Below are 25,431 nucleotides of genomic sequence, written 5' to 3'. Positions count from 1 at the left end.
GACACCGCACGGGAAAAGGTCCGGAAAAAATCTCGCCCGGATTGTGCACGGATTGCGTACGGACACGCGGATGCAATTGACTGGGCTTCACAATGCGGCACCCGTCGCTGTACAAATGATTACCGGGGAAAGCAGCATTGCCCCGGGACAACGGAACAGTCGACATCATGTCGATCCGCATCCGCCCGCCTGACAGCCGGAAGGCCGGCATCCGCGTACGCAGAACGCGCCGATGCCGTAGGAAAGGACCGATATCCGTGGCTCAGCGCGTAGTGGTGACGCTCTCCGACGACATCGACGGGGGAGCAGCGGCGGAAACGGTGACCTTCGCCCTGGACGGGAGGACGTACGAGATCGACCTCAATCCCGCCAACGCGAAGAAACTGCGGAAGACTCTGGCGCCTTACATGGCGGCCGGCCGAAAGCAGACAAATGCCAGCAAACACGGCAGGACGCCCACGGCCTACCGCCACACCGCCCTCGCGCCGGACCCGGCGGCCGTCCGCGCCTGGGCCCGCTCGCACCGCATGGAGGTGCCGGCCCGCGGCCGCATCCCGAAGAAGGTCTACGAGGCGTTCCAGGCCTCCGATTGAGAGCGCGGCGTCCACCGTCGGGCCCCGGGTCCCGGCGGCGGACGCTCCGTCAGGCGGGGTGCGGGGCACCGCGAACGCCCCCTCGGGGACCCGTGCGACGGGACCCGCCGGGAGTCGACTTGCGCGACACCCCCGCAGGTCGGCTAGAGTCTGGAGCACGCCGAGGGGCGAGGCCGCAAAGCCGGATCCCACGCAGCGTGCGGGTGTAGTTCAGTAGTAGAACATCCCCCTTCCAGGGGGAAGGCGCAGTGTGCAATTCCTGTCACCCGCTCTGCACGACCTCTTCAGACCACTTCGCTGGATCAGGTAGAGTAGTGCTCGCTCCACCGGTGAAAGCCGAGTGGCTGCAATGCGGACGTAGCTCAGTTGGTAGAGCGCAACCTTGCCAAGGTTGAGGTCGCCAGTTCGAACCTGGTCGTCCGCTCAGATCTAAGGCCCCGATCGATTTCGATCGGGGCCTTAGTCGTGCCCGCACCCCGCCCATGACGTTTGTCATGAGCAGTCATGACAGCGCGCACTGCCGACGGGCCCTCTCCGGCGGAAACCTTGAAGCATGACCAGCGACGACATCCTCAGCGACCGCGTGGACGCTCCCGTGATCGAGGCGAACGGGGTCCGGCGCCGTTACGCCGACGGCTTCGAGGCCGTGTCCGGGATCTCCTTCTCCGTGGCCCGCGGCGAACTGTTCGCCCTGCTCGGGACGAACGGCGCGGGCAAGACCTCCACCGTGGAGCTCCTGGAGGGCCTGGCACCGCCGACCGACGGCACCGTCCGGGTCCTCGGCCACGACCCGTACCGCGAACGCGCCGCCGTCCGCCCCCGTACCGGGGTGATGCTCCAGGAGGGCGGCTTCCCCTCCGACCTCACGGTCATGGAGACCGTTCGCATGTGGTCGGCCTGCACCACCGGCGCCCGCCCCGCCGCCGAGGCCCTGGGGATGGTCGGCCTGACCGCCCGGGCGAAGGTCCGGGTCAAGCAGTTGTCCGGCGGTGAGAAGCGCCGGCTCGACCTGGCGCTGGCCCTGACCTCCCGGCCCGAGGTCCTCTTCCTCGACGAGCCGACGACGGGGCTGGACGCCGAGGGGCGGCAGGAGACCTGGGAGCTCGTCCGGGCGCTGCGGGACAACGGCACGACCGTGCTGCTGACCACGCACTACCTGGAGGAGGCCGAGGCGCTCGCGGACCGGCTGGCGATCATGCACCAGGGGAGGATCGTGACGTCCGGAACCATCGCCGAGGTGACCGCACAGCAGCCCGCCCGAATCCGGTTCGTCCTGCCCGAGGCCGTGCCCGCGGCCCGCCTGCCGCTCTCTCTCCGGGCGGCGGCCGAGGGGCAGCGGATCGAGATCCGCACCCCCGCCCTCCAGGAGTCGCTGCACGAACTCCTGGAGTGGGCCCGGGAGTCGGGCGTGCGGCTGCACGGGCTCGACGCCCGCTCCGCCTCGCTGGAGGAGGCGTTCCTCGACATCGCGAAGACCCAGCACGCGCCCCGGGACGAGGACCCCCGCCAGGTCCCGGCCCGGCCCACCCGCACCACCCGGACGAAGAAGGTGACGGCATGACGACGACCACGCCCCCCGTGCACGACCGGGCGGCCGCGACCCGCCCCGCCGCGAACGCCCCGGCCGTGGCCCGGCGGCTGGCCGCGCTCGGGCGCGCCGAGCTGATCCTCCTGGTGCGCAACCGGACCGCGATCGTCGTGGCCCTGCTGGTGCCGCTCGTGATGATCTTCGCGATACGGTCCTCGCTCGAACAGATCGACCTCGGCGGCACCGGCCTCACCATCGCGGGCGCCACCCTCACCGGCGGCATCGGCATGGTGCTGGTCCAGGTCGTCTACATGAACCTCGTCTCCGCGTACGTCGCCCGGCGCGAGGAGCTCGTCCTGAAGCGGCTGCGCACCGGCGAGATCTCCGACCGCGAGATCCTCACCGGCACCGCGCTGCCGTCCGTGGCGCTGGCCCTGGCCCAGTGCGTGCTGCTGGTGGTGGCGGGCGCGCTCGCCTTCGACCTGAGCGCACCGCACCGGCCCGATCTGCTGGTGGCCGGGCTGCTGCTGGGCTTCCTGCTGATGTCGGCGCTGGCCGCGGCGACCGCCGTGGTGACCCGTACGGTGCAGACCTCGCAGCTCACCACGTTGCCGCTGTACTTCGTCTCGCTGTTCGGCTCCGGGCTCTTCGTCCCGCTGGAGGTGTTCCCGGACCGGCTGGCGTCGGTGTTCGAGCTGCTGCCGATGACCGGCGTGATGACCCTGGTCCGGCACGGCTGGCTCGGCGGCGTGGAGAGCGGTGACCTGGTCACGGCCGGGGTGACCGCGCTGGCCTGGACCGCGTTCGGGGTGTTTGCTGTGCAGCGGTGGTTCCGCTGGGACCCGCGCGGCTGAGCGGCGCACCGGGCGGCTCCACCGGGAGCCTTCCGCAGGGGCCTGCCGCGGGAGTCTTCCGCGCGGGAGGCGAAATGAAAGGGCTGACAGGCGTGATCGGTCGGGTACGGGGCTGGCGGCGGGGCTGGCACGAGGGCACCAAGCTCCAGCGCATCGACCTCTACACCCGGGTCACCCTCTGCGCGATGACCTGGATCTTCCTGCTGACCTGGGGCCTGCTGCCGCTCGCCACGATCCTGGACCGGGGCGCCTGGGCGCTGGCCATCGGTGTGGCCCTGTTCGTCCTGAACATCACCCAGTCCGTGCTGAGCAACCTCAACGTGCGACCCGCCTTCGCCCACTACCGGGGAGCGGAGCCCTTCCCCCTGCGCCGACTGCGGCTCCCGGCAGTGCTCCTGGTGGCGATGTCCGGGCTGGTGATCGCCCTGGCGGCGGTGGGCGGGATCGACGACGAGTCGCTGCCGGTGCTGGCGATGGACCTGCCGGTGGCGTTCGGAGTGCCGTACGCCCTGCTCGTACCCGCCCGGAAGTTCCTGCTGCACGGCGCGGCCTACGTCGCGGCCTTCCTGGCGCTGCTGGCGGCCTTCGGAGGCAGCGGGACGCCACTGCTGGCGACGGGCGCCACGATGACCGTCGCCATCGCGCTGGTGGTCGGCTCCGTACGCCCCAGCGGCTGGAGCCTGTCGGTGATGTGGCAGGCGGAGGAGGCGCGGGACACGCAGGCCCGGCTGGCGGTGGCGGAGGAGCGGCTGCGGTTCGGCCGGGACATGCACGATGTGCTGGGCAGGAATCTGGCGGTGATCGCGCTGAAGAGCGAGCTGGCCGTGGAGCTGGCACAGCGCGGCAACCCGGCCGCGGTGGACCAGATGGTCGAGGTGCAGCGGATCGCCCGCGCCTCACAGCAAGAGGTGCGCGATGTCGTACGGGGCTACCGGGAGGCCGATCTCGCCACCGAACTCATGGGCGCCCAGGGCGTGTTGCAGGCCGCCGGAATGACCTGCACCGTCGAGGGCGCAGACGGCCCGGCGGGCCTCGGAGCTCCGGCGGCCGTCCAGGCCGCCCTGGGCTGGGTGGTGCGGGAGGCGGCGACGAACGTCCTGCGCCACGGCGATCCGCGCCACTGCGCGATCCGTCTCACCCGGACCCGGGACGCGGTGGTGCTTGAGGTGCAGAACGACGGGGCCTCCACGGGCGCGCCCGGCCCGGACGGCGGTGGTTCGGGACTGGCCGGACTGCGCGAGCGGCTGGGCGCGCTGGGCGGATCGCTGACGGCCGGAGTCGTCGGGGGCGCTACGGACCCCTGGGCCGCCGGGGGCGGCAAGGGGACCGGGGGCTTCGGCGGCGCCGGGACCACCAGGGGTTCCGGGGCGGCTACAGGCGCCGGCGGCGCTACGGGCCCCGATGGCTCCGGCACCGCCGAGGGCTCCGAGGGCGGCCTCTTCCGGGTGACGGCCACGGTGCCGCTCGCTGCCGATCCGCGTCCGGGTGCGCACGGCCGCCCCTCCCCCGCCGACGACACCCCTCTTCCCACCATCCCGGAGGAACGATGACCACCGGCACCGACCGCCCCCTGCGGGTCCTGCTGGCCGATGACGAGCACCTGATCCGGGGAGCGCTGGCCGCGCTGCTCGCCCTGGAGGAGGACCTGATGGTCGTCGCGGAGGCGGCGAGCGGCCCCGAGGCGCTCGCGATGGCCCTCGCGCACCGGCCCGATGTCGCCGTCCTCGATCTCCAGATGCCAGGGGCGGACGGTGTGAAGGTCGCCACATCCCTGCGGGCGGAACTCCCCCACTGCCGCACCATGATCGTGACCAGCCACGGCCGCCCCGGGCATCTCAAGCGGGCCCTGGCCGCCGGGGTGCGCGGGTTCGTCCCGAAGACGGTCAGCGCCCGCAGGCTCGCCGAGATCATCCGTACCGTCCACGCCGGAAACCGTTACGTGGACCCGGAGTTGGCGGCCGACGCGATCTCCGCCGGGGACTCGCCGCTGACCGCCCGGGAGGCCGAGGTGCTCGAACTGGCGGCGGACGGGGCACCGGTCGCGGAGATCGCCGAGCGGGCCTCGCTGTCCCAGGGAACGGTACGCAACTACCTGTCATCGGCCGCCGCCAAGATCGGTGCGGAGAACCGGCACACGGCAGTGCGTCTCGCGCGCGAGCGGGGTTGGGTATAGTAGGCATCGCGCTTCGGCGCACTGCGAACGTAGCTCAGCTGGTAGAGCGCAACCTTGCCAAGGTTGAGGTCGCGAGTTCGAACCTCGTCGTTCGCTCCACGACAGAAGCCCCGGTCCTCTCGGACCGGGGCTTCTGCGTATCCGCCTGCCGCTACGACCAGCTGGTTCCGGTCAGCACCTCGTACGCCTCGATGTACTTGGCGCGGGTCGCGGCCACGATCTCCTGCGGCAGCGCCGGGGGCGGCGTCTCGCTCGCGCGGTCCCAGCCGGAGGCGGGCGAGGTCAGCCAGTCGCGTACGAACTGCTTGTCGTAGCTGGGCTGTGCGCGGCCCGGCTGCCAGGTGGCGGCGGGCCAGAAGCGCGAGGAGTCCGGGGTCAGCACCTCGTCGGCGATGACCAGGCGCTCGCCGCCGTCCTCGGTGGTCTCGAAGCCGAACTCGAACTTGGTGTCGGCCAGGATGATGCCGCGCTCGTGCGCGATGTCCCGGGCCCTGCCGTAGACGTCGAGCGTCGTCCGCCGCAGCTCGGCGGCCGTCTCGACGCCGACCTCGCGGGCGACCTCCTCGTAGCTGACGTTCTCGTCGTGGTCGCCGACGGCCGCCTTGGTGGCCGGGGTGAAGATCGGGCCGGGCAGCTCGGAACCGTTGACCAGGCCCTCGGGGAGACCGATGCCGCAGACCGTACGGGAATCGTTGTACTCGACCAGCCCGGAGCCGGTCAGATAGCCGCGGGCCACGCACTCCACCTGGACCATGCGCAGGGACGTGCAGATGAGGGTGCGGCCCTCCCAGTCCGCCGGGGCGCCCGGGGGCAGCTCGGTGGAGATCACATGGTTGGGGACCAGATCGGCGAGCTGGTCGAACCACCAGAGCGAGAGCCGGGTGAGGACGCGGCCCTTGTCGGGGATCTCGGTGGGCAGGACCCAGTCGTACGCGGAGATACGGTCGCTGGCGACCATGACGAGCTGCCCCGCCTCGTTCCGGTACAGGTCACGCACCTTGCCGGTGTGCAGGTGGGTGAGGCCCGGAACCTGCACGGGCTCGGGCTTTTCTACAAAACCGGACACGGTGCCTCCGCGTAGATTGATCCAGGAGCGGTTCCGATTGTCCCGTACGGGGGGAGCGGGGCGCGCGCGGGGCTCGGCGGGGTGCGTTCGGGACCCGGTCGGATGCGCTCGGGGCTCGGCCGTGGCCTGCCCGTGCTTGGTCCGGACCCCGTCCGGTCGCGGTCCGGGCCCCGATCAGTCGCGCTTGCAGATCCGGTCGAGGAGGTTGGCCGTCGCCTGCTGGACACGGGGGTCGACATGGCCGGGGCGGTCCAGGGCCGGGGACCAGGCGAAGGTGCCGGAGGCGAAGACGAGCGCACCGGAGGGGGACTGGTACAGCGAGGTCTCCTGGTGGCGGAGGGAGCCCTCGGAGTCCGCGTACGGGGAGTGGGCGAGCAGGATGCGGCTGTCGTGCTCGGGCAAGCTGACGCGCGGGAAGTAGCGGTCGGCCTCGCCCGCCACCAGGCCCTCGATCTCGTCGCCGTCGACCGCGCCCGTGGCGTCCCAGAGCCAGTGCTCGGCGTTGCGCACGACCAGCGGGCGGGGCTCGGGCACCCGGCCCGCGTACTGGATGCCCAGGAGCTGTTGCTCGGGGCGGTCCACCTCGCGCCACAGCGCGGACTTCCCCGGCCCCCGGCGCTTGCGGCAGGTCAGCAGGCGGTCCGGTTCGCCGGAGGCGGAGGGGGCGAGGCCCACCTGCCAGTACATGGTGTTGGCGGAGAGGAAGACGAGCGAGGTGCCGGAGTCGCGGGCGCGTTCGGCGGCCCGGCGCATGGGCGTGGACCAGTACTCGTCGTGGCCGGGGAAGACCAGGCCCCGGTAGCGGCTGGGGTCGACGCGCCCCGCGTGCAGGTCACGGGCGTCGGCGTAGGCGAGGTCGTAGCCGTACCGCTCGGCCCAGCGGATGAAGTCGTAGGCGTGTCCCACGTGCAGCGGCAGGCCCGCCCCGGCGTAGGGGCGGTCGAAGGAGATCGTGACGGCCGCGTCCTCCTCGCCGACCAGCCGCCCGTTCTCGTCCCACGCGTGGTAGAGGCTGGCGCCGGTGCGGCCGTCCTCCGGGTAGAGGTTGTACGCCTGCCAGGTGATGTCGGGCAGCAGGAGCAGCAGGTCGGCGGGGTGGTCGTGGCGCACGGTGAAGGGGATGTGCGAGCGGTGGCCGTCGGCGGTGGTCAGGACGGCCACATGGGCGCCGACCGACCAGTAGCTCGGGATCTGCAGCCGCCAGGACATCCACCAGTGGTGGCAGGAGACGGTCCGGTCGGCGGCGAGCGGCGGGGGCTGGACGATGCCGGAGAGCCGCGGGCTCGTGGTGATCTTGGCCGCGCCGTCGCCGCCGTAATGACCGATCCGGTAGACGTCGACGGAGAACTGCTGGGGCGGATCGACGGTGATGTGGAAGTCGATGGCCTCGCCCGGGGCCGCCGCGCCGGGCGAGACGAAGCCCTTGATCTGCCGGTGCACGTCGTCGGCGGTTCGGGTGCCGCCGCCGGTGCCGCGGCCGAGCGCCACGTCCGCATACCAGGGGACGACCTGGCCGGTGTCGTCGAAGTAGTGCTCACTGCCGCGCAGCCAGGGCAGCGGGCCCTGTCCGAAGGGATCGCTCACCGCGTGCGCGAGGGCACCCGACTCCCACCGTCGAATCTGCTCCGCCCCCATGCCGCGCCCCTCCCTCACGTCCCCCGGACAACTGTGGTGCGCCGGATGTCAGCGCCGGTCCCCAGCACATCACATAACGCATGCAGTCCGTCACCGTTCGTCGCGAATTGACGGGAACGGAACATGGGCTTCCGATTTGTGACCTGCGGCCGACGCCTGGTGCTTCCGCGACGGGGGCCGCTCACACCAGCCGGACCGGTTTGTCGGAGCGGACTCCGACCTCCGCGAGCCAGGAGCGCAGCGGGTCCGGGTCGCCGTCCTCGACGAGGCTCAGGACGGGCGTCGCGAGGTCCGCCCGGCGCTCGCCGTCGACGAGCAGCGCGGGGCCGTCCAGCCAGTCCAGACCGGGCGCCGCGCCCGCCGTGTCCACGGCCGCGCAGCAGACCATCGCCGCGACGTGGTCGACGAGCAGCTCCGTGCCCGTACGCGGCGGCTGGAGCGGGAAGAGGGGCAGCGGGCCGGGACCCCAGAGGTCGAGGGGATCGTCGACGGCGGGACCGGGCTGCACCGCCGGGACCTTCGCCTCCTCGCGGGCGACCGCGGCGCCGATACCCGCGGCGAGCGCGTCGCCGGGGCCGCTGGGCCCGGACAGGTGCTCCATGACCCGGGCCAGGGTGGGCACGGCCGGGTCGGCCGCGGGCGCCGGAGGAACGTCCATCGTGTCGAGGACCCGGTGGAGCCGGGCGGCCTCGGTGCGCCACTTCCGGTCGACGACCTCGTCGGGATACTGCTGCCAGTCCACCGGCGCCCAGTCCGGACCGCTCTCCGCGGGGCCGCCGTGGAACAGCCGGGCCGCGAGCAGCGACGCCGCCTCGTCGGCCACACCGGGCTCTTCGAGCAGATCGCAGGCGGGGCGCTCGCCGAGCCGCGAGGCGAAGCCGTCGGCCAGCCGGTCCCGGCGGGAGAGCTCGGTGAGCGCGGAGACGACCCCGGCGTCCAGCCGGGACGGCCAGCGCCCCATCCGCCAGGCGGGCAGCGCGACCCGGGTGAGCAGCCGGTCCCAGCCCGCATAGGCGAGGCCGACCTGTTCCTGGGCGGCGATACGGAGCCCGTAGTCGACCGTCTGGGCACGCAGGGAGGCGGCCGTGGCCACACAGCGCTCCATCTCGGCGGCATGGCCCCGGCAGGCGCGCAGCAGCAGGCGGGCGACCCAGCCGACGAAGGTGAGCGGCGCCCCGCGCACCGCCCCCCGGCCCGGGGCGGCGGCATCGGCGACCGCGGCGTCCAGACCGCGGACGAAGCGGCGGGCGGCGGCTATGTCGGGGTGCGCGGCGGGGCCGGTGCCCGCCACGACAGGGGCGAGCACGGCGCGGAGCTCGGCGACCCGCATCCACCACAGGAACGGCGAGCCGATGACCAGCACCGGGGCGTCCTGCCGGGACGCGGCGCCGTGCTGCCCGTGCCGGAGGCGGCGGTGCGCGCGGTGCGTACGGTCCTCCAGCCAGCTGTCGCAGTCCGGGGTGAGCGCTATGGCCGAGGGCGCGGGTACGTCGAGGCGGTCGGCCAGGTCCCGGACCAGGCGGTAGAGGTCGGGAGCCCCCTCCTCCGGCACGGGGACGGTCGGACTCATGGCGGGCCGTGCGCGGGCCACGGAGACCGCCACCAGGACAGTCACCAGCAGCACGGCGACGGCCACGCCGAGGGCCGCCCAGCGCACGGCGTCCCAGACCGGGCCGCCCAGGTGCCCCTGCGCACCCGCGGCGAACAGCACCACGGCGACGGCCGCGGGCAGGATCGCCACGGCCAGCGCCCTGCCGCGGATCCGCAACAGGGAGAGCGCTCGCGCCTGCGCGGCCCGCGCACCCAGCTCCTCACCCACATCGATACCTGACACGGCCGGACGTCACCCCCTCTGCCCTCACTGCCCTCGCGACGGTGTTGCTCATTCCCCCACTGTGGCACCCGCCACCGACATCGCAATGCCGGTGGGCCAAGTGCCGGAACGCTTGCGCCGCACCCTAGTTGGGCCTCCGGCGGCCGTCATCCGGATGGCCCAGTCGTCACCCGATGGAATGGCTTTGGGTAAAGCTGCTGACGTGTTCGCGCCCATAGGGCAGGTCACGGGCAGACCTGGGCGCCCATGGGTCAGCCCCTCGCGCCCGACGCGTACGCCGGTGGCGTACGAGGGCGGGCGGAGGGGCTGGGGGCGGTCCGGGGGCGGGTCAGCCCTGGGCGGCCTTCAGGGCGATGTCCGTACGGTGCTGGGAACCGTCGAGGCGGATGCGGCCGAGGGCGGTGTAGGCGCGCTCACGGGCTGCCGCGAGGTCCTTGCCGGTCGCGGTCACCGAGAGCACCCGGCCGCCCGCGCTGACGATCGCGTCGCCCTCGGCGCGGGTCCCGGCGTGCAGGACGTACGCGTCGGGTCCATCCTGCGCCGCGACCTCGGCGAGTCCGTCGATCGGGTCGCCGGTGCGCGGGGTGTCCGGGTAGTTGTGCGAGGCGATGACCACGGTGACGGCGGCGTCGTCGCGCCAGTTCAGCGGCGGGAGGACGTCGAGGGTGCCGTTGGCGGAGGCGAGCAGGACACCGGCCAGCGGGGTCTTCAGCCGGGCCAGGACCACCTGGGTCTCCGGGTCGCCGAAGCGGGCGTTGAACTCGATGACCCGCACCCCGCGCGAGGTGATCGCGAGGCCCGCGTAGAGCAGCCCGGAGAAGGGCGTACCCCGGCGGCGCAGCTCGTCGACGGTCGGCTGGAGAACGGTCTGGAGAACCTCGTCGACCAGCTTGGGGTCGGCCCACGGAAGCGGGGAGTAGGCGCCCATGCCGCCGGTGTTCGGGCCCTCGTCGCCGTCGAGCGCGCGCTTGAAGTCCTGGGCGGGCTGGAGCGGCAGCACCGTGGTGCCGTCGGTGATCGCGAAGAGGCTGACCTCGGGCCCGTCGAGGAACTCCTCGATGACCACGCGGTCGCAGGACAGCGCGTGGGCGCGGGCCGCCTCGACGTCTTCGGTGACGACGACGCCCTTGCCCGCCGCGAGGCCGTCGTCCTTGACGACGTACGGAGCGCCGAAGGCGTCGAGGGCCTCGTCGATCTCCGCGGGGGTGGTGCAGACGTAGCTGCGAGCGGTGGGCACACCGGCGCCCGCCATGACGTCCTTGGCGAACGCCTTGGAGCCTTCGAGCCGCGCGGCTTCGCCGGAGGGGCCGAAGCAGGGGATGCCCGCCGCGCGCACGGCGTCGGCGACCCCGGCGACGAGCGGTGCCTCCGGGCCGACGACCACCAGCCCGGCGCCCAGCTCGGCCGCGAGGCGCGCGACGGCGTCACCGTCGAGCGCGTCGACCGGGTGCAGTTCGGCCACCTCTGCGATGCCGGCGTTGCCGGGGGCGCAGTACAGAGCGGTGACATCGGGGTCGAGGGACAGAGAGCGGCACAGGGCGTGTTCGCGGGCGCCGCCGCCGATGACGAGGACCTTCACGGGATGCAGCCTAGCCGCCGGGCCCGCAGAGCCTTGACGCCAGCCGGTGGGCGGACGGGAGCGGGGCCGCCCAGCGGGCCGGCCCGATCAGTGGTCGCTCACTGCTCGTTCGTGAACTCCTCGATCACCGTGGCGCCCAGCTCCCGGACGATCAGGTCGTGGCCGGAGAGGGCGGAGTCGACGAGATCCGGATCGTCGGCCTCCGGGGTGTCGTCCTCGGGGGCCACGGAACGCGGCGGCTCCGGGGCGGGCGGCGCGGCGTCCCGGCCGCCCTGGGGGGACGGGGGCGCCGAGGAGGGCGGCGTCTGCTGGGGAGGCGGCGCGTGCTGCGGCTGGGACGGGGCCGAGGACTGCTGGGGGGCGGAGTGCTGCGGCCGGGGCTCGTACGCGAGCGGGGCGGCGGGGGCCGTGGGGGCGGGCTGGTACTGCGGGGCGGGGCGTCCGCCGCCGGGCTGCGGGGGCGTCCCACCGCCACCGGAGGGTTCGACGACCGCTTCGACCCGCCACTGGGCGTTGAAGCGCTCGGCGAGGGCCTGCTTCAGGACCTCCTCGCTGCCGCTGCTGGCGAAGTTGTCACGGGCGCCCGCGTTGAGGAAGCCGATCTGGAGGGTGGTCCCGTCGAAGCCGGTCACCTGGGCGTTCTGGCTGAGCAGGATCCAGGTGAAGCGGCGGCGGTTCTTGACCGCCTCCAGGATGTCGGGCCACATGTTCCGCACCTGGGCGGCGCCTTGGGCCATGCTCTGGCCGCCCTCGGGCGCGACCGGCGCCGCGGGGGCCGCCGGGGCCGGGGCGGCGGGAGCGGCCGGCCCGGCGGCGGGCGGGGCGGCGGGGGCCGGGCCGCTGCCGGGGGCGGACGCGGTGGGCCAGCCGCCGGGGCGGCGGGCCTGGTCCCCGCCGCCGGCGGTGGGCCAGGACCCGGGCCTCTGGGCGGGGGCGGGCACCTCGGCGGGGGCCTGCGGGGCGGCGGGCTCAGCGGCGGGCGGCGGTGCATAGGCGACGGGCGCAGGGGCGGGGGGCGCAGGCGCGGCGGGCGCAGGGGGCGCCTCGCCCCGTACGGCGGCACGGGCCGCGTCCGGCCCGGCTGGGGCGGCGGGGGCCGGGGCATGGGCGTGGGCCTCGGGCCCGGGGACGTACCCCATGGGCGCCGCGGCGGCGGGCGGGGCGGTGAAGGAGGCGGCAGCGGCGGACGCCCCGCGCTCCAGCCGGTCGAGCCGGGCCTGCATCGACCGCTCGTCGTCGAAGGCGGCGGGGAGAAGGACCCGGGCGCAGATCAGCTCCACCTGGAGGCGGGGGGAGGTGGCGCCGCGCATCTCGGTGAGCCCGTCGTTGACCAGGTCGGCGGCACGGCTCAGCTCGGCGGCGCCGAACACGGACGCCTGGGCCTGCATCCGCTCGACCACATCGGCGGGCGCGTCGATGAGCCCCTTGTCCCCCGCGTCCGGCACGGCGGCCAGGATCACCAGGTCACGCAGCCGCTCCAGCAGATCCGCGACGAAGCGACGCGGATCGTTACCGCCCTCGATCACCCGGTCCACGACCTCGAAGGCGGCGGCCCCGTCCCCCGCCGCGAACGCGTCCACGATCGAGTCGAGCAGCGAGCCGTCCGTGTACCCGAGGAGCGAGGTGGCCATGGCATACGTCACACCGTCGTCGCCCGCACCGGCCAGCAGCTGGTCCATGACGGACATCGAGTCACGCACGGACCCGGCCCCGGCCCGCACGACGAGCGGCAGCACGCCGTCCTCGACGGGGCTGTTCTCCCGGCCGCAGACATCCGCGAGATAGCTGCGCAGGGTCCCCGGGGGCACCAGCCGGAAGGGGTAGTGGTGCGTACGCGAGCGGATGGTCCCGATGACCTTCTCGGGCTCGGTGGTCGCGAAGATGAACTTGAGGTGCTCCGGCGGCTCCTCGACCACCTTCAGCAGGGCGTTGAAGCCCGCCGGGGTGACCATGTGCGCCTCGTCGATGATGTAGATCTTGTAACGGCTGGAGGCGGGCCCGAAGAACGCCTTCTCCCGCAGGTCACGAGCATCGTCGACGCCGCCGTGCGATGCGGCGTCGATCTCGATCACATCGATGGACCCCGGCCCGTTTCGCGCGAGGTCCCGGCACGACTGGCACTCACCGCACGGGGTGGGCGTGGGCCCCTGCTCGCAGTTCAGACAGCGGGCGAGGATGCGCGCACTGGTCGTCTTTCCGCAGCCGCGCGGCCCGCTGAACAGGTACGCGTGATTGACCCGGTTGTTCCGCAGGGCCTGCTGGAGCGGGTCAGTGACATGCTCCTGACCGATGACCTCGGCGAACGACTCGGGGCGGTAGCGGCGGTACAGCGCAAGGGACGACACATCTACGAGGTTATCGGGGCGGACCGACACCCGGCCCCACACGGCCCACGCGGGCACTCCCAGCGAACACGACGGGCAGCCCCAGGGGGCCACGACGGGGCACCCTCCAGGGAACACAAAGGGCCCCCCACGCACCCGCCAGAGCCAACCTACCCTTGCTGCCTTCCGGCCCTGGGGGAGTTCAGTCAGATAGCGCCACGTGAGGGGCTGACGCCCACCTTAACCGATCCCCACCCCCTCCGGTCCAGCCGCCCGTCCCGCCGAGCGACCTGCGGAGCCTCTCCGGACGATCTCCGGGGATCAGGTTCGCGAGCACCCTCCAACGTCTTGTATTGTTTGCGGCGGAGGATTCGCCTAGTGGCCTAGGGCGCACGCTTGGAAAGCGTGTTGGGGGCAACCCCTCACGAGTTCGAATCTCGTATCCTCCGCCATTGCTCTCACCGGGCAATACGTTGAAGGGCCCCACCGCTTGCGGTGGGGCCCTTCAACGTTCTCCGACTCGGCCGGGTCGCCTGCACGACAGCGACGCGTCGACGTGCGCCCTCGCTGCCGCGGCACAGCCATTGCTCCCCGACCTGCCATGACGCCGCGAACGAGGAACGGCTGGACGCCTCCGCACCCAGCAAGAGGAAACCCGCAGCGCGGCGGCCTCCCGAGACATGGGCTTCGGTACGGAACTGAGGCGCCCGGAGTCACAACCTTGCCGCCCCTCGACCGCTTGGGGCCGCCGGACCGTCCTGTCACTCAAGGCTCACAAAGCATCAACTGAGTGTTACGACGCTGTTCTCGGACGGCGTCCGGAGGCACCATGGGTGTATGGACAGTGGCGCCAGAGCCCCGTCGTCACCTCCGCCTTCTGCCCTGCCGAAGCGGCCCAACGCGGTGCTCAGACTGTTTGACAGCCCCGTGCACCGGGACTGGGCGTTCTGGATGACCATCGGCTGGGGGGTCCTTGCAGCCGCCTCGATTCCGAGCAGTAAAGAACCGAGCCCTCTACCGACATGGCTGGACACCCTCCTCGCCATCGTCGTGTTCATCGCACTGTTCGGCATATTCCCAACTTGGCTTCGGCTGCTCTTCCGCCGATGGCGGTGGCGCAGGCAGCAGCATGAGGCGGAGCCACCCAGCACGGCACCACGGGCGCCCACCCGAACCGCTGGACCAACAATGGCACGGCCACCTCTCCCTGGTGGGCCGACACTGTCCGCCAGGCGCGCCCCACAGCCCCCGATTACCCCCGTGACAACTCCCCAGACGTCGCCGACTGACCCGGACCGCATCGCGCACCGGGAAGACGGCAGTCAGCCTCCCCGGACCTCGCAAGCACTGATGAACGCCCGGGAATCGTTGCCACATCCCGTTGCCCGTGCTGTGCGAGCACTCCAACGGGCACACGCCCCGAAGGACCAGTACGAAGCAATGCTCGAGGCTGCCGAGATTCTCGCCATCACCCTCACGGTCACCGGGGCGGCGCTGCTTCGAGGACAGATTGATGGCCGTGTCACCGGCGACAGTGATCAGCGAGATCGAGCGCAGCGGGGGCTGGCTGCACTGCGAAACGGCCTCCAGCGCACCACGTTCGGGACGTGGACGAATTGGCTCGACCAGCACCTCGGACCGATCGCCGACACCCAGCCCGACCTAATCCCCGGCCTCCGGAACGCTCTCCAGGACGACGGCGAGACCCCGGGGATCCTCACAGACCTCCGGGCCCTACAGAACGAACGCAACCGCACATCTCACGGCGACAAGCCCCGGAGTCCGCAGGAATCCGCTCTACGCATGGTCGAGTTCAGACCGCAGCTCGAACGGGCCCTGGTAAAGGCCGCATTCCTCAGCGGCGCCCCGTGGCTTCTCGCCATTTCGTGCAGCTATCGGCCGAGACCACGAGCCTTTGAAGTAGTCATGCAGCGCGTAACGGGGGACCACCCCGATTTCGAGTGTCAGTCCTTCACATGGGCCGAGCCTGTCGCCAACGACACGCTCTACGTGCTGAGTTCAGAGGGTCCACTCGCCCTGGCGCCCCTCGTGGCCAGCCTCCTGTGCGATCAATGCAAGCAGATAGAGATCTGCTACCCCTCCTCGGTCGATCGACGCACCGGGCCTGCAGTGTTCAAGAGCTTCGCCCGGGGTCATGAGATCTCGGCCCCCGAGTTGGGCGACGAGATCCGCATGCTGCCCGATTGCCGACCGGACGATGACTCACCGTAGGCGCCGTTCTCTGCGACTCACACATACGACACCTCGCAAGATATACTCAGTAGCACATCGGATATCTATGGAGGTGCATCGATGACACGGACTGTGATCGATCTCGACGACGGCCTGGTCGCCGACGTGGCCAAGGCTCTGGGCACCAGCACCAAGAAGGAAACCGTCAACACCGCCCTGCGCGAGGTTCTGGAGAACCGACGGCGCGCGCTCGCGCTCGCGCGGCTGCGGACAGTGGCCGACGAAGGCGCCTTCGACCTGGATCTCTTCGAAGATAAGCGGAACTACCGCAGGTGAACGCGGCACAGTTCCTGATCGACACCAGCGCGCTCGCACGGTTTCTGCGCGCTGACGCCGAGCACTACGGCTGGGACCAAGCCGCAGCAGCTGGGCTAATCGCGACCTGCCCCATCACGGAGCTCGAATTCTTCTACAGTGCCCGGTCCGCCGCAGACCGGGCGAAGGGCATCGAGGACATACGGCTACTCTTCGGCTGGGTGCCCGTCGACGACCGCGCCCACGACCGCGCATGGCAGGTCCAGGAAGTACTCACCAAGCGCGGGCAGCACCGCAGCGCTGGAGCTGTTGACCTCATCGTGGCGGCCACCGCAGAGCTTCAAGGACTGACTCTGCTGCACCGCGACCGTGACTTCGACTGCATCGCCGCCGTCACCGGTCAGGCACTGCAGTGGTACGGGCCCGAACCGGGCAAGTAGCCGATGCGCGGTTGCAGTTCTGGTTGCATTCACCGACGTACAGAAACGTTCAGAAACCCCATCCGGGTCGGCGGAACTGCAGGTCAGGACGTTCTTGTATCGTCCAGAACGGCCGGGCGAAGACTTGGAAAGCGTGTTGGGGGCAACCCCTCACGAGTTATCTCGTATCCTCCGCCATTGCTCTCACCGGGCAATACGTCGAAGGGCCCCACCGTTCGCGGTGGGGCCCTTCGGCGTTGATGGGGCCCTATGCGCGACGACGGTCGGGGCTTCACCCTCTCCCGCATCCACGGCGTCGTGCCCGGGTCACCGGGCTCCGCATCGCGGCCTGGTGACCGCCCGGCCACTGGGGCGATGCCCACGGCCGAGCGCCGCGACGAGCCGCCACTACGATCGTCGACCATGAACTGGGTCGAGCGGGCCGCGCAGTTGAGACAGTGGACGAGGAACGGGACGCGGGCTCCGCACAAGCCACTGCTGTTCCTGTACGCGCTCAGCCGGTTCCAGCAGAACGCCGATGACGAGCTGCGGTACAGCGCTGTGGAGGAGGACCTGCGGGGACTGCTCGCCGAATACGGTCCCGGTACGCGGACGACTCCCGCCTACCCGTTCCATCACCTGGTGAGTGACGGCGTTTGGGAGGTGCGCACCGAGCGCGGGCCGGGCAGCCCCGGGACCGGGGTCAGGGAACTGCGCGCAACCGGTGCCGCCGGGCGGCTGGCGCCGGAGCTACGGGCGGCGCTGCGGCGCGAGCCGTCCCTTGCCCGCCGGATGGCGCGGGTGCTGCTCGATCTGAACTTCCCGCCCTCCCTCCACGGCGAGCTGTGCGAGGCCGTCGGCTTGGAGCTGGAGGAGGCCGAGGCCGGACAACTCTCGGCCGCGCGCAGACAGCGGGACCGGCGGATGCGGGAGATGGTCCTGACGGCGTACGAGTACCAGTGCGCCTTCTGCGGGTACGACGGCAGGATCGGCGCGGTGCCGGTCGGGCTTGAGGCCGCCCATGTGCGCTGGTGGGCGTTCGGCGGACCGGACGACGTCGAGAACGGGCTGTGCCTGTGCTCGCTGCACCACAAGCTGTTCGACAAGGGCGTACTCGGTCTCGGTGAGGGCCACCGCATCCTGGTCTCGCGGAGCTTCGTCGGCCACAGCACCGCCGCCCGCGAGCACGTCACCACGCTCGCCGGCCGACCGCTCATCGGCCCCCAGCCGGGCGTCCGCCCCATCGCCGCCGCCCACCGTTCCTGGCACACCAGCCAGGTCTTCCACGGCAGCCCACGTCCCGCCACGACCGTCTGAGGTAGTCGAGCGCGGCGGCGGTGCGCGGGTGTGGCTGCGGGGGCGACATCACGTCGTACCCACAGACACGAAACGCCCTCGGCGGGATTCAGCGGCACAAGGCGGTGTCCACGGCGCGTTCGAGGCGTCCCCGGGCCGCCTCGCCGGTCAGCTGCATGGTGACAGCGACGTTGGCGGCGCGGCCGTCGTCGGTGGCGCCGCCACGGGTCTCGTACCCCGGGAAGCTACCGCCGTGGCCCCAGGAGAGGCCGCCGCACGGCAGTGGCCTGCTGACCAGTCCAAGTCCGTAGCGGGCGCCTGGGCCGAAGGTCGCTTCGGCTGGGACGGTGGAGCGCATCTGGGCGAGCTGGGCCGGGGGCAGGAGGCGGCCGGAGAGCAGCTCCCCGAAGAAGCGGTTCAGGTCGGTGCTGGTGGAGATCATCTGCCCTGCCGCCCAGCCCCAGGAGGGGTCCATCTCCGTGATGTCGCGCAGCGGCCTCTCCTTCGATTCCTGGTGGTAGCCGTGGGGGTGAGGCTCTCGGATCCTCGCGTCACCGGGAGCGGGGAAGTAGGTGTGACGCAACCCGGCGCGGCGGACGACACGCCGGTCGATCTCGTCGGCCAGAGGGCGGCCGGTGACCTTCTGGACGATCAGGCCCGCCAGGACGTAGTTGGTGTTGCTGTACTTCCAGCTCTTCCCGGGGACGAATTCGGCCGGGTGCCGGAGTGCTGTGGCGAGCAGTTCACGGGGGGCGTAGTAGCGAACGTCGTCCCCGAGGTGGTTGCTGTACTCGGGGAGTCCGCTGGTGTGCTGGAGGAGCTGGCGGACGGTGATGCGGTTCCCGTCGATGCCCTCCCCCCGTACGAGACCGGGCAGGTAGGTGTCCACGAACGCGTCGAGGTCGATCTTCCCCTCGCCGACCAGTTGCAGCACCACGACCGCCGTGAACGACTTGGTGTTGCTGCCGATCCGCACCTGGCCGTCCCTGGGCACCTTCGAGCCGGTGGCCAGGTCGCCGACCCCCGCCGTATACGTACGCACCCGGCCGCTCCGGTCCTTCACGCTCGCCAACGCGGCAGGCATCCTGTCATCGCGCACCAGCGCGTTCAGGGCCCGCTGCACAGCGTCCGGCCTGGCAGCAGCATCAGCCGGGGCGACGGAACCGGAGGCGGCGGGCGGAACCAGCGCCACGGCACCCAGGGCCAGGACGCCGGCGGCCACCGCGGCTGCGGCGGGCAGGATCTGTCGCCGCGTGCCGTGCTGCCGGCTCGTCGAGCGGAGTATTCGCCCCTTCTGTCCACGCATAGGTCAACTCCTGAGGAATCGTTGGGTCGTCGTCCGGGTCACCGTTTGCGTCATTCAGCCGCACAGGGCTTTGTCCACGGCGTCGTTCACGTGCTGTGCGGCCTTCTTGTCCGTCGGGATGCTGGTGACCGCGACGCTGGCGGCGCGGCCGTCGTCGGTGACACCGCCTCGCGTCTCGTACCCCGCGATGTCACCGCCGTGGCCCCAGTAGACGCCGCCGCACGACAGCGGCCTGCTGGTGAGCCCCAGCCCGTAGCGGAGGCCGGAGGTCCCGGCGGGGACGGTCGTACGCATCTCGGCGAGCTGGGCCGCCGGGAGGAGGCGGCCCGCGAGGAGCGCGGTGAAGAAGCGGTTGAGGTCGGAGTTGGTGGAGATCAACTGGCCTGCGGCCCAGCCCGCGGAGGGGTCCATCTTCGTGAAGTCCCGCAGCGGTCCGTCCTCCGGGCTGCGGTGGTAGCCACGCGGGTGCCGCTCGCGGATGGTCATATCGCCGGGAGTGGGGAAGTACGTGTGGCGCAGCCCGATGCGCTTGATGATGCGCCGGTCGATCTCCTCGGCGAGGGGGCGGCCGGTGACCCTCTGGACGATCAGGCCCGCCAGGACGTAGTTGGTGTTGCTGTACCCCCAGGTCTCCCCCGGTTCCGCGTCGGCCTTGTGTTCGAGGGCGAGGTCGAGCAGCTCGCGGGGCTCGAAGTACCGGTTCCTGATCCCGGCGTCGTCGAGGTGGATGCCGTACTCGGGGAGCCCGCTGGTGTGCTGGAGGAGCTGGCGGACGGTGATGCGGTTCCCGTCGATGCCCTCCCCGCGTACGAGGCCGGGCAGGTAGGTGTCCACGAACGCGTCGAGGTCGATCTTCCCCTCGCCGACCAGTTGCAGCACCACGACCGCCGTGAACGACTTGGTGTTGCTGCCGATCCGCACCTGGCCGTCCCTGGGCACCTTCGAGCCGGTGGCCAGGTCGCCGACCCCCGCCGTATACGTACGCACCCGGCCGCTCCGGTCCTTCACGCTCGCCAACGCGGCAGGCATCCTGTCATCGCGCACCAGCGCGTTCAGGGCCCGCTGCACGGCGTCCGGCCTGGCAGCAGCATCAGCCGGCGCGACGGAACCGGAGGCGGCGGGCGGAACCAGCGCCACGGCACCCAGGGCCAGGACGCCGGCGGCCACCGCGGCAGCCGCCGACCAGGCTCGTCGCCGACCGCCCTGCCGGGTCGAGAAACGAGGACTCTGCCGTTTCTGAAGACGCATAAGTCAACTCCTCAGCAATCATTTGGTCGGGGCACGATCCTTGTTTCCAGCGCCCTCTGACCGCATCGCGGGAAAGCAGGAGAAATCGCTCCCCCGATCGGGGGAGGCCGCCGGTGGGCCGCCCGGCGATACTGGCGACCATGAACAGGGGAATTGGGCTGCTGCTGCGCGGCTCCACGTACTCAGGTGTGCTGTTCGCCTATTGCGGCGCGTTGGCGAGCCTTCCGCTGCTGCCGTTCGCCCTGTTGCCGACGCTGTCGTGGCGGTCCGCCCCCGAGAGCGTGCAGATCGTCCTGGTGCTGCTGATCTGGGCGGCGCTGGTCGGCGTGGCCGGACTGGCGCGCCCCGTACGGCGAGCGCTGGTCGCGTCAGCCCGGCGGCTGCTGCGGGTGTCGCTGCCGAACCCGGTCTCCGGTCGCCCGGCCTCAGGTTCACCCGGCCTCGACCGCTGGCGGACTCCGCTCTGGCTGGTGCTGCACGTGGCCGTCGGGTGGACGGGGGCACTGGCGAGCGGGGTGCTGTTCATCATGGGCCTCTCCCTGCCCATGAACTGGCTCGGCGGCGAGGTGCGGGCGAGCCTGTTCGGTACGTCGGTCCGGGTGTCGGGCGGGTGGAGCTGGGTGGCGGCCGCCGCGTGCATCCTGCTGGCGCTCGCCGTCTGCGTAATGGTCACGAAAGCCCTGCGGTGGTCGGCGCCACGGTTGCTGGGGCCGTCGGCGGCCGAACGGCTCGCGCTGGCTGCCGAGCGGGAGCTGCTGCTGGCCGAACGCAACCGGATCGCCCACGAGTTGCACGACTCGATCGGGCACACGCTGACGGCGGCCACCATCCAGGCGGCGGTGGCGGGCGAGGTGCTCTCCGCCGATCCGGCCGCGGCGCGGGCCGCCATGCGCAGCATCGAGGAATCGACGCGTGCCGCACTGGAGGACCTGGACTACGCGCTCGGAGTGCTGCGTGAGGAACAGCCCGGGACGGCGCCGACCCGGACCCTGGCCGACCTCCCCGAGCTGCTGGAACGCCTGCGGCACACCGGGGCGACGGTCGAAGCAGAGCTGTCGGGTGAACTGGCGCGGGTACAGGGGACGCTCTCCCGGGCGGCGTACCGGATCCTCCAGGAGGGGCTGACGAACGCGCTGCGCCACGGAGTGGGCGGCCCCATCCAGGTTCGGGCGGCGGCCGGACCGGACGGACTGGATCTCATGGTGGTCAACCGGACCGGGGCACGTACGGGGCCGAACCCGGGATCCTTCTCGACGTCCGGCCACGGTCTGCCCGGACTGGCCGAGCGCGTCCGGCTGCTGCAGGGTGAGTTCCGGTCCGGCCCGGAGGGAACGCAGCACTGGCGGCTGGCCGTCCGGCTGCCGGTACGGGTGTCGGCGTGAGTGGATCAGGCGCGGGCGAGGGCGAGGCCCTCCCCTCGGTCGCAGGCCCCGCCGTCACCCTCCTTATCGCGGACGACGACGAGGTGACCCGCAGCGGTCTGGGCATGCTGCTCGCCGCACAGCCGGGGATCACGGTGCTCGGCGAGGCCGCCGACGGCGTCGAGGCGGTCGACCGGGCGCGGAGCCTGCGGCCGGACGTGGTCCTGATGGACGTCCGAATGCCGCGGCGCAACGGGATCGAGGCCACCCGCCAGCTTCTGGCCGATGTGGCCGACCCGCCGAAGATCGTGGTGATCACCACCTTCGAGAACGACGACTACGTCACCGCCGCCCTCAGCGCGGGCGCCAGCGGCTTCATCCTCAAACGATTCCCGGTCCGCCGCATCGCCGAGGCGGTCCGGGTGGTGGCGGCGGGCGAAGCGGTTCTCTTCCCGGCCACCCTGGGCCGCATGGTCGCCGCCCGACCACTGGGCTCCGCGGAGGCCCTGCCGCAAGCCGCCCTGACCGGCCGCGAGGAGGAGGTACTGCGCCTGATGGCCACCGGGCTCTCCAATCCGGAGATCGCGGAGTCCCTCACGGTGAGCCTGGAGACGATCAAGACCCACGTCGGGAACGTGCTGACCAAGCTCGGCGCGCAGAACCGGACCCATGCGGTGGTGATCGCCTACGAGTCCGGCCTGGTGGTCCCGCGCTTCGCCGGCTGACCGGGCTCCGCTCATCCCTTCAGGGTCGCACGCACGGCTGTCCGGTCCAGGGGCCCCGGCCCACTGCCAATGCCGCCTGGTCTCACGAGGTACACCCGGCATGGAGTCCCGGTCCACACCGGCGACATGGCTGGGCGGCCTCGATAGCGGCCTGCCTCCGGGGCCTTCGACGCGCTAGCTCAGGCTCAACAACCGTTCCCTGACCGCGGCGAGTACTTCCGCGCGGTCGCGCGGGCCGTTGTCGGCCACGATGAGGTGGTCGCCGATGCGCAGCGAGAAGGTGATCAGGCAACGGGCCTCGACATCGCCCTCGTCGGGGCAGAAGGCACCGTAGAGCTCGCGCAGGTAGTCCATGCGGCGGTTGTCGGCGCGCCGGAGGCGACGCGCGACCCCCGCGTCGCGCCGGGCCCACTCGCGGATAGCCAGCTCCAGCCCGGCGTCGGTCGCGACCGCCCCGCCCGACCCCACGAAGTCGAAGAGACGCCCGAGCCGTTCACGGGCGTCACCCCCATCACGCTCGATCCGCTCGATGACACCCTCGGTGACCTCACGCTCCCAGGTATCGAGCATCTCCTCCAGCAGGGCGGCTCGGTTGCGGAAATAGCCGTAGAAACCGCCCTTGGTGACACCGAGCGCCTGGGCGAGGACCTCGACCCGGACAGCCTCGGGACCGCCGACGGCGAGCCTGCGGAGCCCCTCCTCGATCCACCTGTCCCGCGGCGTACGGATCGCACCCATGCCGTGTCCCTCCTCACAAACCCCCGAACATAACCCCCGACCAATATACGGAACCGTATAGATGGGCCTATGCTCGTTCTATACGGCACCGTATAGACAGGAAGCTGCCATGAGTGATCTGCGCCTTCCCCCGACCGACCACACGTCCCGCCCCTGGCGTATCCACGAGATCGCCGGCGACTTCCGGCTGGAGGATGTGTGGGCGCTGCCGACGCCGGGCGGCCCGGACGATTTGCGCCATCTGGTCGATCAGATGGCGAGCGGCAAGGACGGTCCGGACGGCGGCAACCCCGTGGGCCGCTTCCTCTTCGCGGTGCGCTGGAAGCTCGGTGCGCTCCTCGGCTGGGACAAGCCGGGCACAGGCATCGGCGGCCGGGTGGCGACGCTGCGCGACCGCCTGCCTGAGGACCTGCGCGAGGGGCCACGGGGCCCCGACCTCAGCACGGCGCCCTTCACCTCGGTCTTCCAGACACACGACGAGTGGGCCGCCGAGTACGCCAACGGGACCATGCACGGGGTGTTGCACATCGGCTGGGTCTCCGACGGGAACGGCGGCTATCACGGCCAGATGGCCGTCCTGGTGAAGCCCAACGGCCGCCTCGGCTCCCTGTACATGCTCGGCATCAAACCCTTCCGGTACCTGGGGGTCTACCCGGCTCTCATCCGATCGATCGGCCGGGAGTGGCAGGAGAACGCGAAGCGTCGGATCGCACCCTGACGCCTCCCGCCTCAACAGCTCCGGCGAGAGCTCAGCACCAGGCCGCCCAGACGGTCGTCGTCAAGAAGGTGCCACCCGAGGTCCCGGGGCCGGGGCCGGGGCCGGGGCCGGGACCGGGGCCGGGACTGGGGGTACGTCCGGCCAGGTCGATGCCCTTGAGCATCAGATAGCGGGGGGGGGTGCCGGTGGCGATCGGCTTCCATCGGTTTCCCCCCGACCGTTTGCGCCTTTCGACGGAACCCGAAGCCGTCGGACCGTCGGGCCGTCGCCCCGGGAAATGACGGAGCCCTCGCCGCTCGTCACAACAGGTCGCACGGCCACGCGTATCGCCGTTTCCGTACAACAAGGCGCACGGCCACGCGTATCGCCGTTCCCGCGCACCACGCCGAATTCGCGTGCTTCCGCGAGCCCTCGGACCGGAAATACGGCCGACAGCACCGCCCGGCTTCCGGGGCGTGATCCGGACACACCCTTCCGGAAACCCCGATGCCCCCATGCCCGTCAGGGCCCGGACTTTGCCAGCTCTTTCCAGGGACTTTCGGCCACTCTTCTCATTTGTGCAGCTGCCTGCACATTTCGGCAATGCAGGTTCATGAAGTCCGAAATGCGCTAATTGCCAACCCCGTTGACACGTGATCGGGCCAAGCTCACTGGCGTATTGGGCGCCGCACCGACGGCGCCCGCTGCATTCCCAGCACTACGAGAGGGACCGTTGTGACAGACAGCCCGCCGACCGGCTTCCTGGCCGACACCGCAACCGGACTGCCCATCCCCGACGACGCCGTGTTCGCCTCGGTCGAGGAGGAGCGCCGCCACCGCAAACAGCGCCTGGCCGCCGCGATGCGGCTGTTCGGGAAGGCGGGGTTCGCCGAAGGGATATCCGGCCACATCTCCGTCCGCGACCCCGAACACCACGACCGGTTCTGGGTGAACCCCTTCGGCCTGTCCTTCAACCAGGTCAAGGTGAAGGACCTGATCTGCGTGGATGCCACCGGCCGCGTGGTCGAGGGCGAGGGGAAGGTCAACCCCTCCGCCTTCACCATCCACTCGAAGATCCACGAGCGGCCCGAGGCCGAGGCCATCGCCCACGGCCACACCGTTCACGCCCGGGCCCTCGGCTCCCTCGATCGGCTCCTGGAGCCGCTCGACCAGGAGTCCTGCGCCTTCTACGAGAACCAGGTCCTCTACGGCGACTACGACGGCCCCGCGATCAGGATCGAGCACGGCGAGGACATCGCCCGCCGGCTCGGCGACAAGAGGGCCCTGCTTCTGCGGCACCACGGGCTGCTCACCGTCGGCGGCAGTATCGAAGAGGCCGTGCACTGGTTCTTCACCTACGAATCGTGCGCCCAGGTCCAGCTCGCCGCGCTCGCCGCGGGCACCCCCAAGCCCATGAGCCACCAGCAGGCCCTCGCCGCTCGCGACGGATTCGGCGACGACCAGCTCGGCCGCTTCAGCTTCCAGGTCATGTGGGACGAGATCACCGCCGAGCAGCCCGAACTGCTCGACGAGCGATGAGTCCGGAG

At 71.4% G+C, this 25,431-nt stretch carries 21 protein-coding genes, 4 tRNA genes and 1 other RNA gene; 17 read left to right on the top strand and 9 right to left on the bottom strand.

Annotated elements, in window-relative coordinates; translation table 11 throughout:
- Positions 1-257 precede the first annotated feature (257 nt).
- The 8 genes from RI138_RS17140 (at position 258) to RI138_RS17105 (ending at position 5,247) form a co-directional block, all read left to right on the top strand.
- Positions 258-593, top strand: coding sequence for a histone-like nucleoid-structuring protein Lsr2 (locus tag RI138_RS17140; RefSeq protein WP_311120635.1), 336 nt, complete (start codon positions 258-260; stop codon positions 591-593).
- A 199-nt stretch (positions 594-792) separates the two neighbouring features.
- Positions 793-864: transfer RNA gene (locus tag RI138_RS17135), tRNA-Gly, on the top strand.
- A gap of 80 nt (positions 865-944) precedes the next feature.
- Positions 945-1,017, top strand: a tRNA-Gly gene (locus RI138_RS17130).
- A 129-nt stretch (positions 1,018-1,146) separates the two neighbouring features.
- The gene (locus RI138_RS17125) at positions 1,147-2,154 is read left to right on the top strand and encodes an ABC transporter ATP-binding protein (protein WP_311120634.1); all 1,008 of its coding nucleotides are present in this window, start codon (positions 1,147-1,149) and stop codon (positions 2,152-2,154) included.
- On the top strand, positions 2,151-2,975 hold the full coding sequence (locus tag RI138_RS17120) for an ABC transporter permease (protein WP_311120633.1): 825 nt from the start codon (positions 2,151-2,153) through the stop codon (positions 2,973-2,975). The genes RI138_RS17125 and RI138_RS17120 overlap by 4 nt, the downstream gene beginning before the upstream one ends.
- Positions 2,976-3,049: 74 nt before the next feature.
- Positions 3,050-4,525 (top strand): sensor histidine kinase, encoded by a 1,476-nt coding sequence (locus RI138_RS17115; protein ID WP_311120632.1) that lies wholly within the window; start codon positions 3,050-3,052, stop codon positions 4,523-4,525.
- The gene (locus tag RI138_RS17110) at positions 4,522-5,148 is read left to right on the top strand and encodes a response regulator transcription factor (RefSeq protein WP_311120631.1); all 627 of its coding nucleotides are present in this window, start codon (positions 4,522-4,524) and stop codon (positions 5,146-5,148) included. The genes RI138_RS17115 and RI138_RS17110 overlap by 4 nt, the downstream gene beginning before the upstream one ends.
- 23 nt (positions 5,149-5,171) lie before the next feature.
- Positions 5,172-5,247, top strand: a tRNA-Gly gene (locus RI138_RS17105).
- A gap of 52 nt (positions 5,248-5,299) precedes the next feature.
- Here RI138_RS17105 and RI138_RS17100 read toward each other — a convergent pair.
- The 6 genes from RI138_RS17100 to ffs form a co-directional block, all read right to left on the bottom strand.
- Complete coding sequence (locus tag RI138_RS17100; protein WP_311120630.1) at positions 5,300-6,214, bottom strand: phosphoribosylaminoimidazolesuccinocarboxamide synthase; 915 nt, start codon at positions 6,212-6,214, stop codon at positions 5,300-5,302.
- Between the two features lie 174 nt (positions 6,215-6,388).
- The gene (locus RI138_RS17095; protein WP_311120629.1) at positions 6,389-7,849 is read right to left on the bottom strand and encodes a N,N-dimethylformamidase beta subunit family domain-containing protein; all 1,461 of its coding nucleotides are present in this window, start codon (positions 7,847-7,849) and stop codon (positions 6,389-6,391) included.
- Between the two features lie 181 nt (positions 7,850-8,030).
- Positions 8,031-9,683, bottom strand: a complete 1,653-nt coding sequence (locus tag RI138_RS17090) for a M48 family metalloprotease (protein ID WP_311120628.1) — start codon at positions 9,681-9,683, stop codon at positions 8,031-8,033.
- 328 nt (positions 9,684-10,011) lie between these two features.
- On the bottom strand, positions 10,012-11,262 hold the full coding sequence (gene purD, locus RI138_RS17085) for a phosphoribosylamine--glycine ligase (RefSeq protein ID WP_311120627.1): 1,251 nt from the start codon (positions 11,260-11,262) through the stop codon (positions 10,012-10,014).
- A 98-nt stretch (positions 11,263-11,360) separates the two neighbouring features.
- Complete coding sequence (locus RI138_RS17080; protein ID WP_311120626.1) at positions 11,361-13,607, bottom strand: DNA polymerase III subunit gamma and tau; 2,247 nt, start codon at positions 13,605-13,607, stop codon at positions 11,361-11,363.
- Positions 13,608-13,722: 115 nt separating this feature from the next.
- Positions 13,723-13,819, bottom strand: an RNA gene (ffs, locus tag RI138_RS17075) — signal recognition particle sRNA small type.
- Positions 13,820-13,950: 131 nt separating this feature from the next.
- Between ffs and RI138_RS17070 the strand changes: the two genes are divergently transcribed.
- From RI138_RS17070 to RI138_RS17050, 5 genes are all read left to right on the top strand, one after another.
- Positions 13,951-14,038, top strand: a tRNA-Ser gene (locus RI138_RS17070).
- A gap of 988 nt (positions 14,039-15,026) precedes the next feature.
- Entirely contained in the window at positions 15,027-15,818 is a 792-nt protein-coding gene (locus RI138_RS17065; protein ID WP_311120625.1) for a hypothetical protein, read from the top strand.
- 81 nt (positions 15,819-15,899) lie between these two features.
- Positions 15,900-16,115: a type II toxin-antitoxin system VapB family antitoxin gene (locus RI138_RS17060; RefSeq protein ID WP_311120624.1), complete on the top strand. Its 216-nt coding sequence runs from the start codon at positions 15,900-15,902 to the stop codon at positions 16,113-16,115.
- Entirely contained in the window at positions 16,112-16,534 is a 423-nt protein-coding gene (locus RI138_RS17055; protein ID WP_311120623.1) for a PIN domain nuclease, read from the top strand. Before RI138_RS17060 ends, RI138_RS17055 begins: the two co-directional genes overlap by 4 nt.
- Before the next feature lie 402 nt (positions 16,535-16,936).
- A complete protein-coding gene (locus tag RI138_RS17050; RefSeq protein ID WP_311120622.1) occupies positions 16,937-17,830 on the top strand; it encodes a phosphorothioated DNA-binding restriction endonuclease in 894 nt (297 codons plus the stop codon).
- An 88-nt stretch (positions 17,831-17,918) separates the two neighbouring features.
- Here RI138_RS17050 and RI138_RS17045 read toward each other — a convergent pair whose 3' ends face one another.
- Entirely contained in the window at positions 17,919-19,115 is a 1,197-nt protein-coding gene (locus tag RI138_RS17045) for a serine hydrolase domain-containing protein (protein WP_311120621.1), read from the bottom strand.
- A gap of 54 nt (positions 19,116-19,169) precedes the next feature.
- Positions 19,170-20,363: a serine hydrolase domain-containing protein gene (locus tag RI138_RS17040; protein ID WP_311120620.1), complete on the bottom strand. Its 1,194-nt coding sequence runs from the start codon at positions 20,361-20,363 to the stop codon at positions 19,170-19,172.
- 140 nt (positions 20,364-20,503) lie between these two features.
- Here RI138_RS17040 and RI138_RS17035 point away from each other — a divergent pair, with 140 nt between their 5' ends.
- Both RI138_RS17035 and RI138_RS17030 read left to right on the top strand, forming a co-directional pair.
- Entirely contained in the window at positions 20,504-21,745 is a 1,242-nt protein-coding gene (locus RI138_RS17035) for a sensor histidine kinase (protein ID WP_311120619.1), read from the top strand.
- On the top strand, positions 21,742-22,449 hold the full coding sequence (locus RI138_RS17030; protein WP_311120618.1) for a response regulator transcription factor: 708 nt from the start codon (positions 21,742-21,744) through the stop codon (positions 22,447-22,449). The genes RI138_RS17035 and RI138_RS17030 overlap by 4 nt, the downstream gene beginning before the upstream one ends.
- Positions 22,450-22,623: 174 nt before the next feature.
- On the opposite strand, the gene RI138_RS17025 is transcribed toward RI138_RS17030, so the two are convergent.
- The gene (locus tag RI138_RS17025; RefSeq protein ID WP_311120617.1) at positions 22,624-23,187 is read right to left on the bottom strand and encodes a TetR/AcrR family transcriptional regulator; all 564 of its coding nucleotides are present in this window, start codon (positions 23,185-23,187) and stop codon (positions 22,624-22,626) included.
- Positions 23,188-23,296: 109 nt separating this feature from the next.
- Here RI138_RS17025 and RI138_RS17020 point away from each other — a divergent pair, with 109 nt between their 5' ends.
- Complete coding sequence (locus RI138_RS17020; protein WP_311120616.1) at positions 23,297-23,905, top strand: DUF2867 domain-containing protein; 609 nt, start codon at positions 23,297-23,299, stop codon at positions 23,903-23,905.
- A 714-nt stretch (positions 23,906-24,619) separates the two neighbouring features.
- A complete protein-coding gene (locus tag RI138_RS17015) occupies positions 24,620-25,423 on the top strand; it encodes a class II aldolase/adducin family protein (protein WP_311120615.1) in 804 nt (267 codons plus the stop codon).
- Positions 25,424-25,431 lie beyond the last annotated feature (8 nt).

This window comes from Streptomyces durocortorensis (assembly GCF_031760065.1).
Classification (GTDB): domain Bacteria; phylum Actinomycetota; class Actinomycetes; order Streptomycetales; family Streptomycetaceae; genus Streptomyces.
The sequence above is the reverse complement of the archived record's forward strand: the minus strand, read 5'-3'. Positions and strand labels throughout refer to the sequence as shown.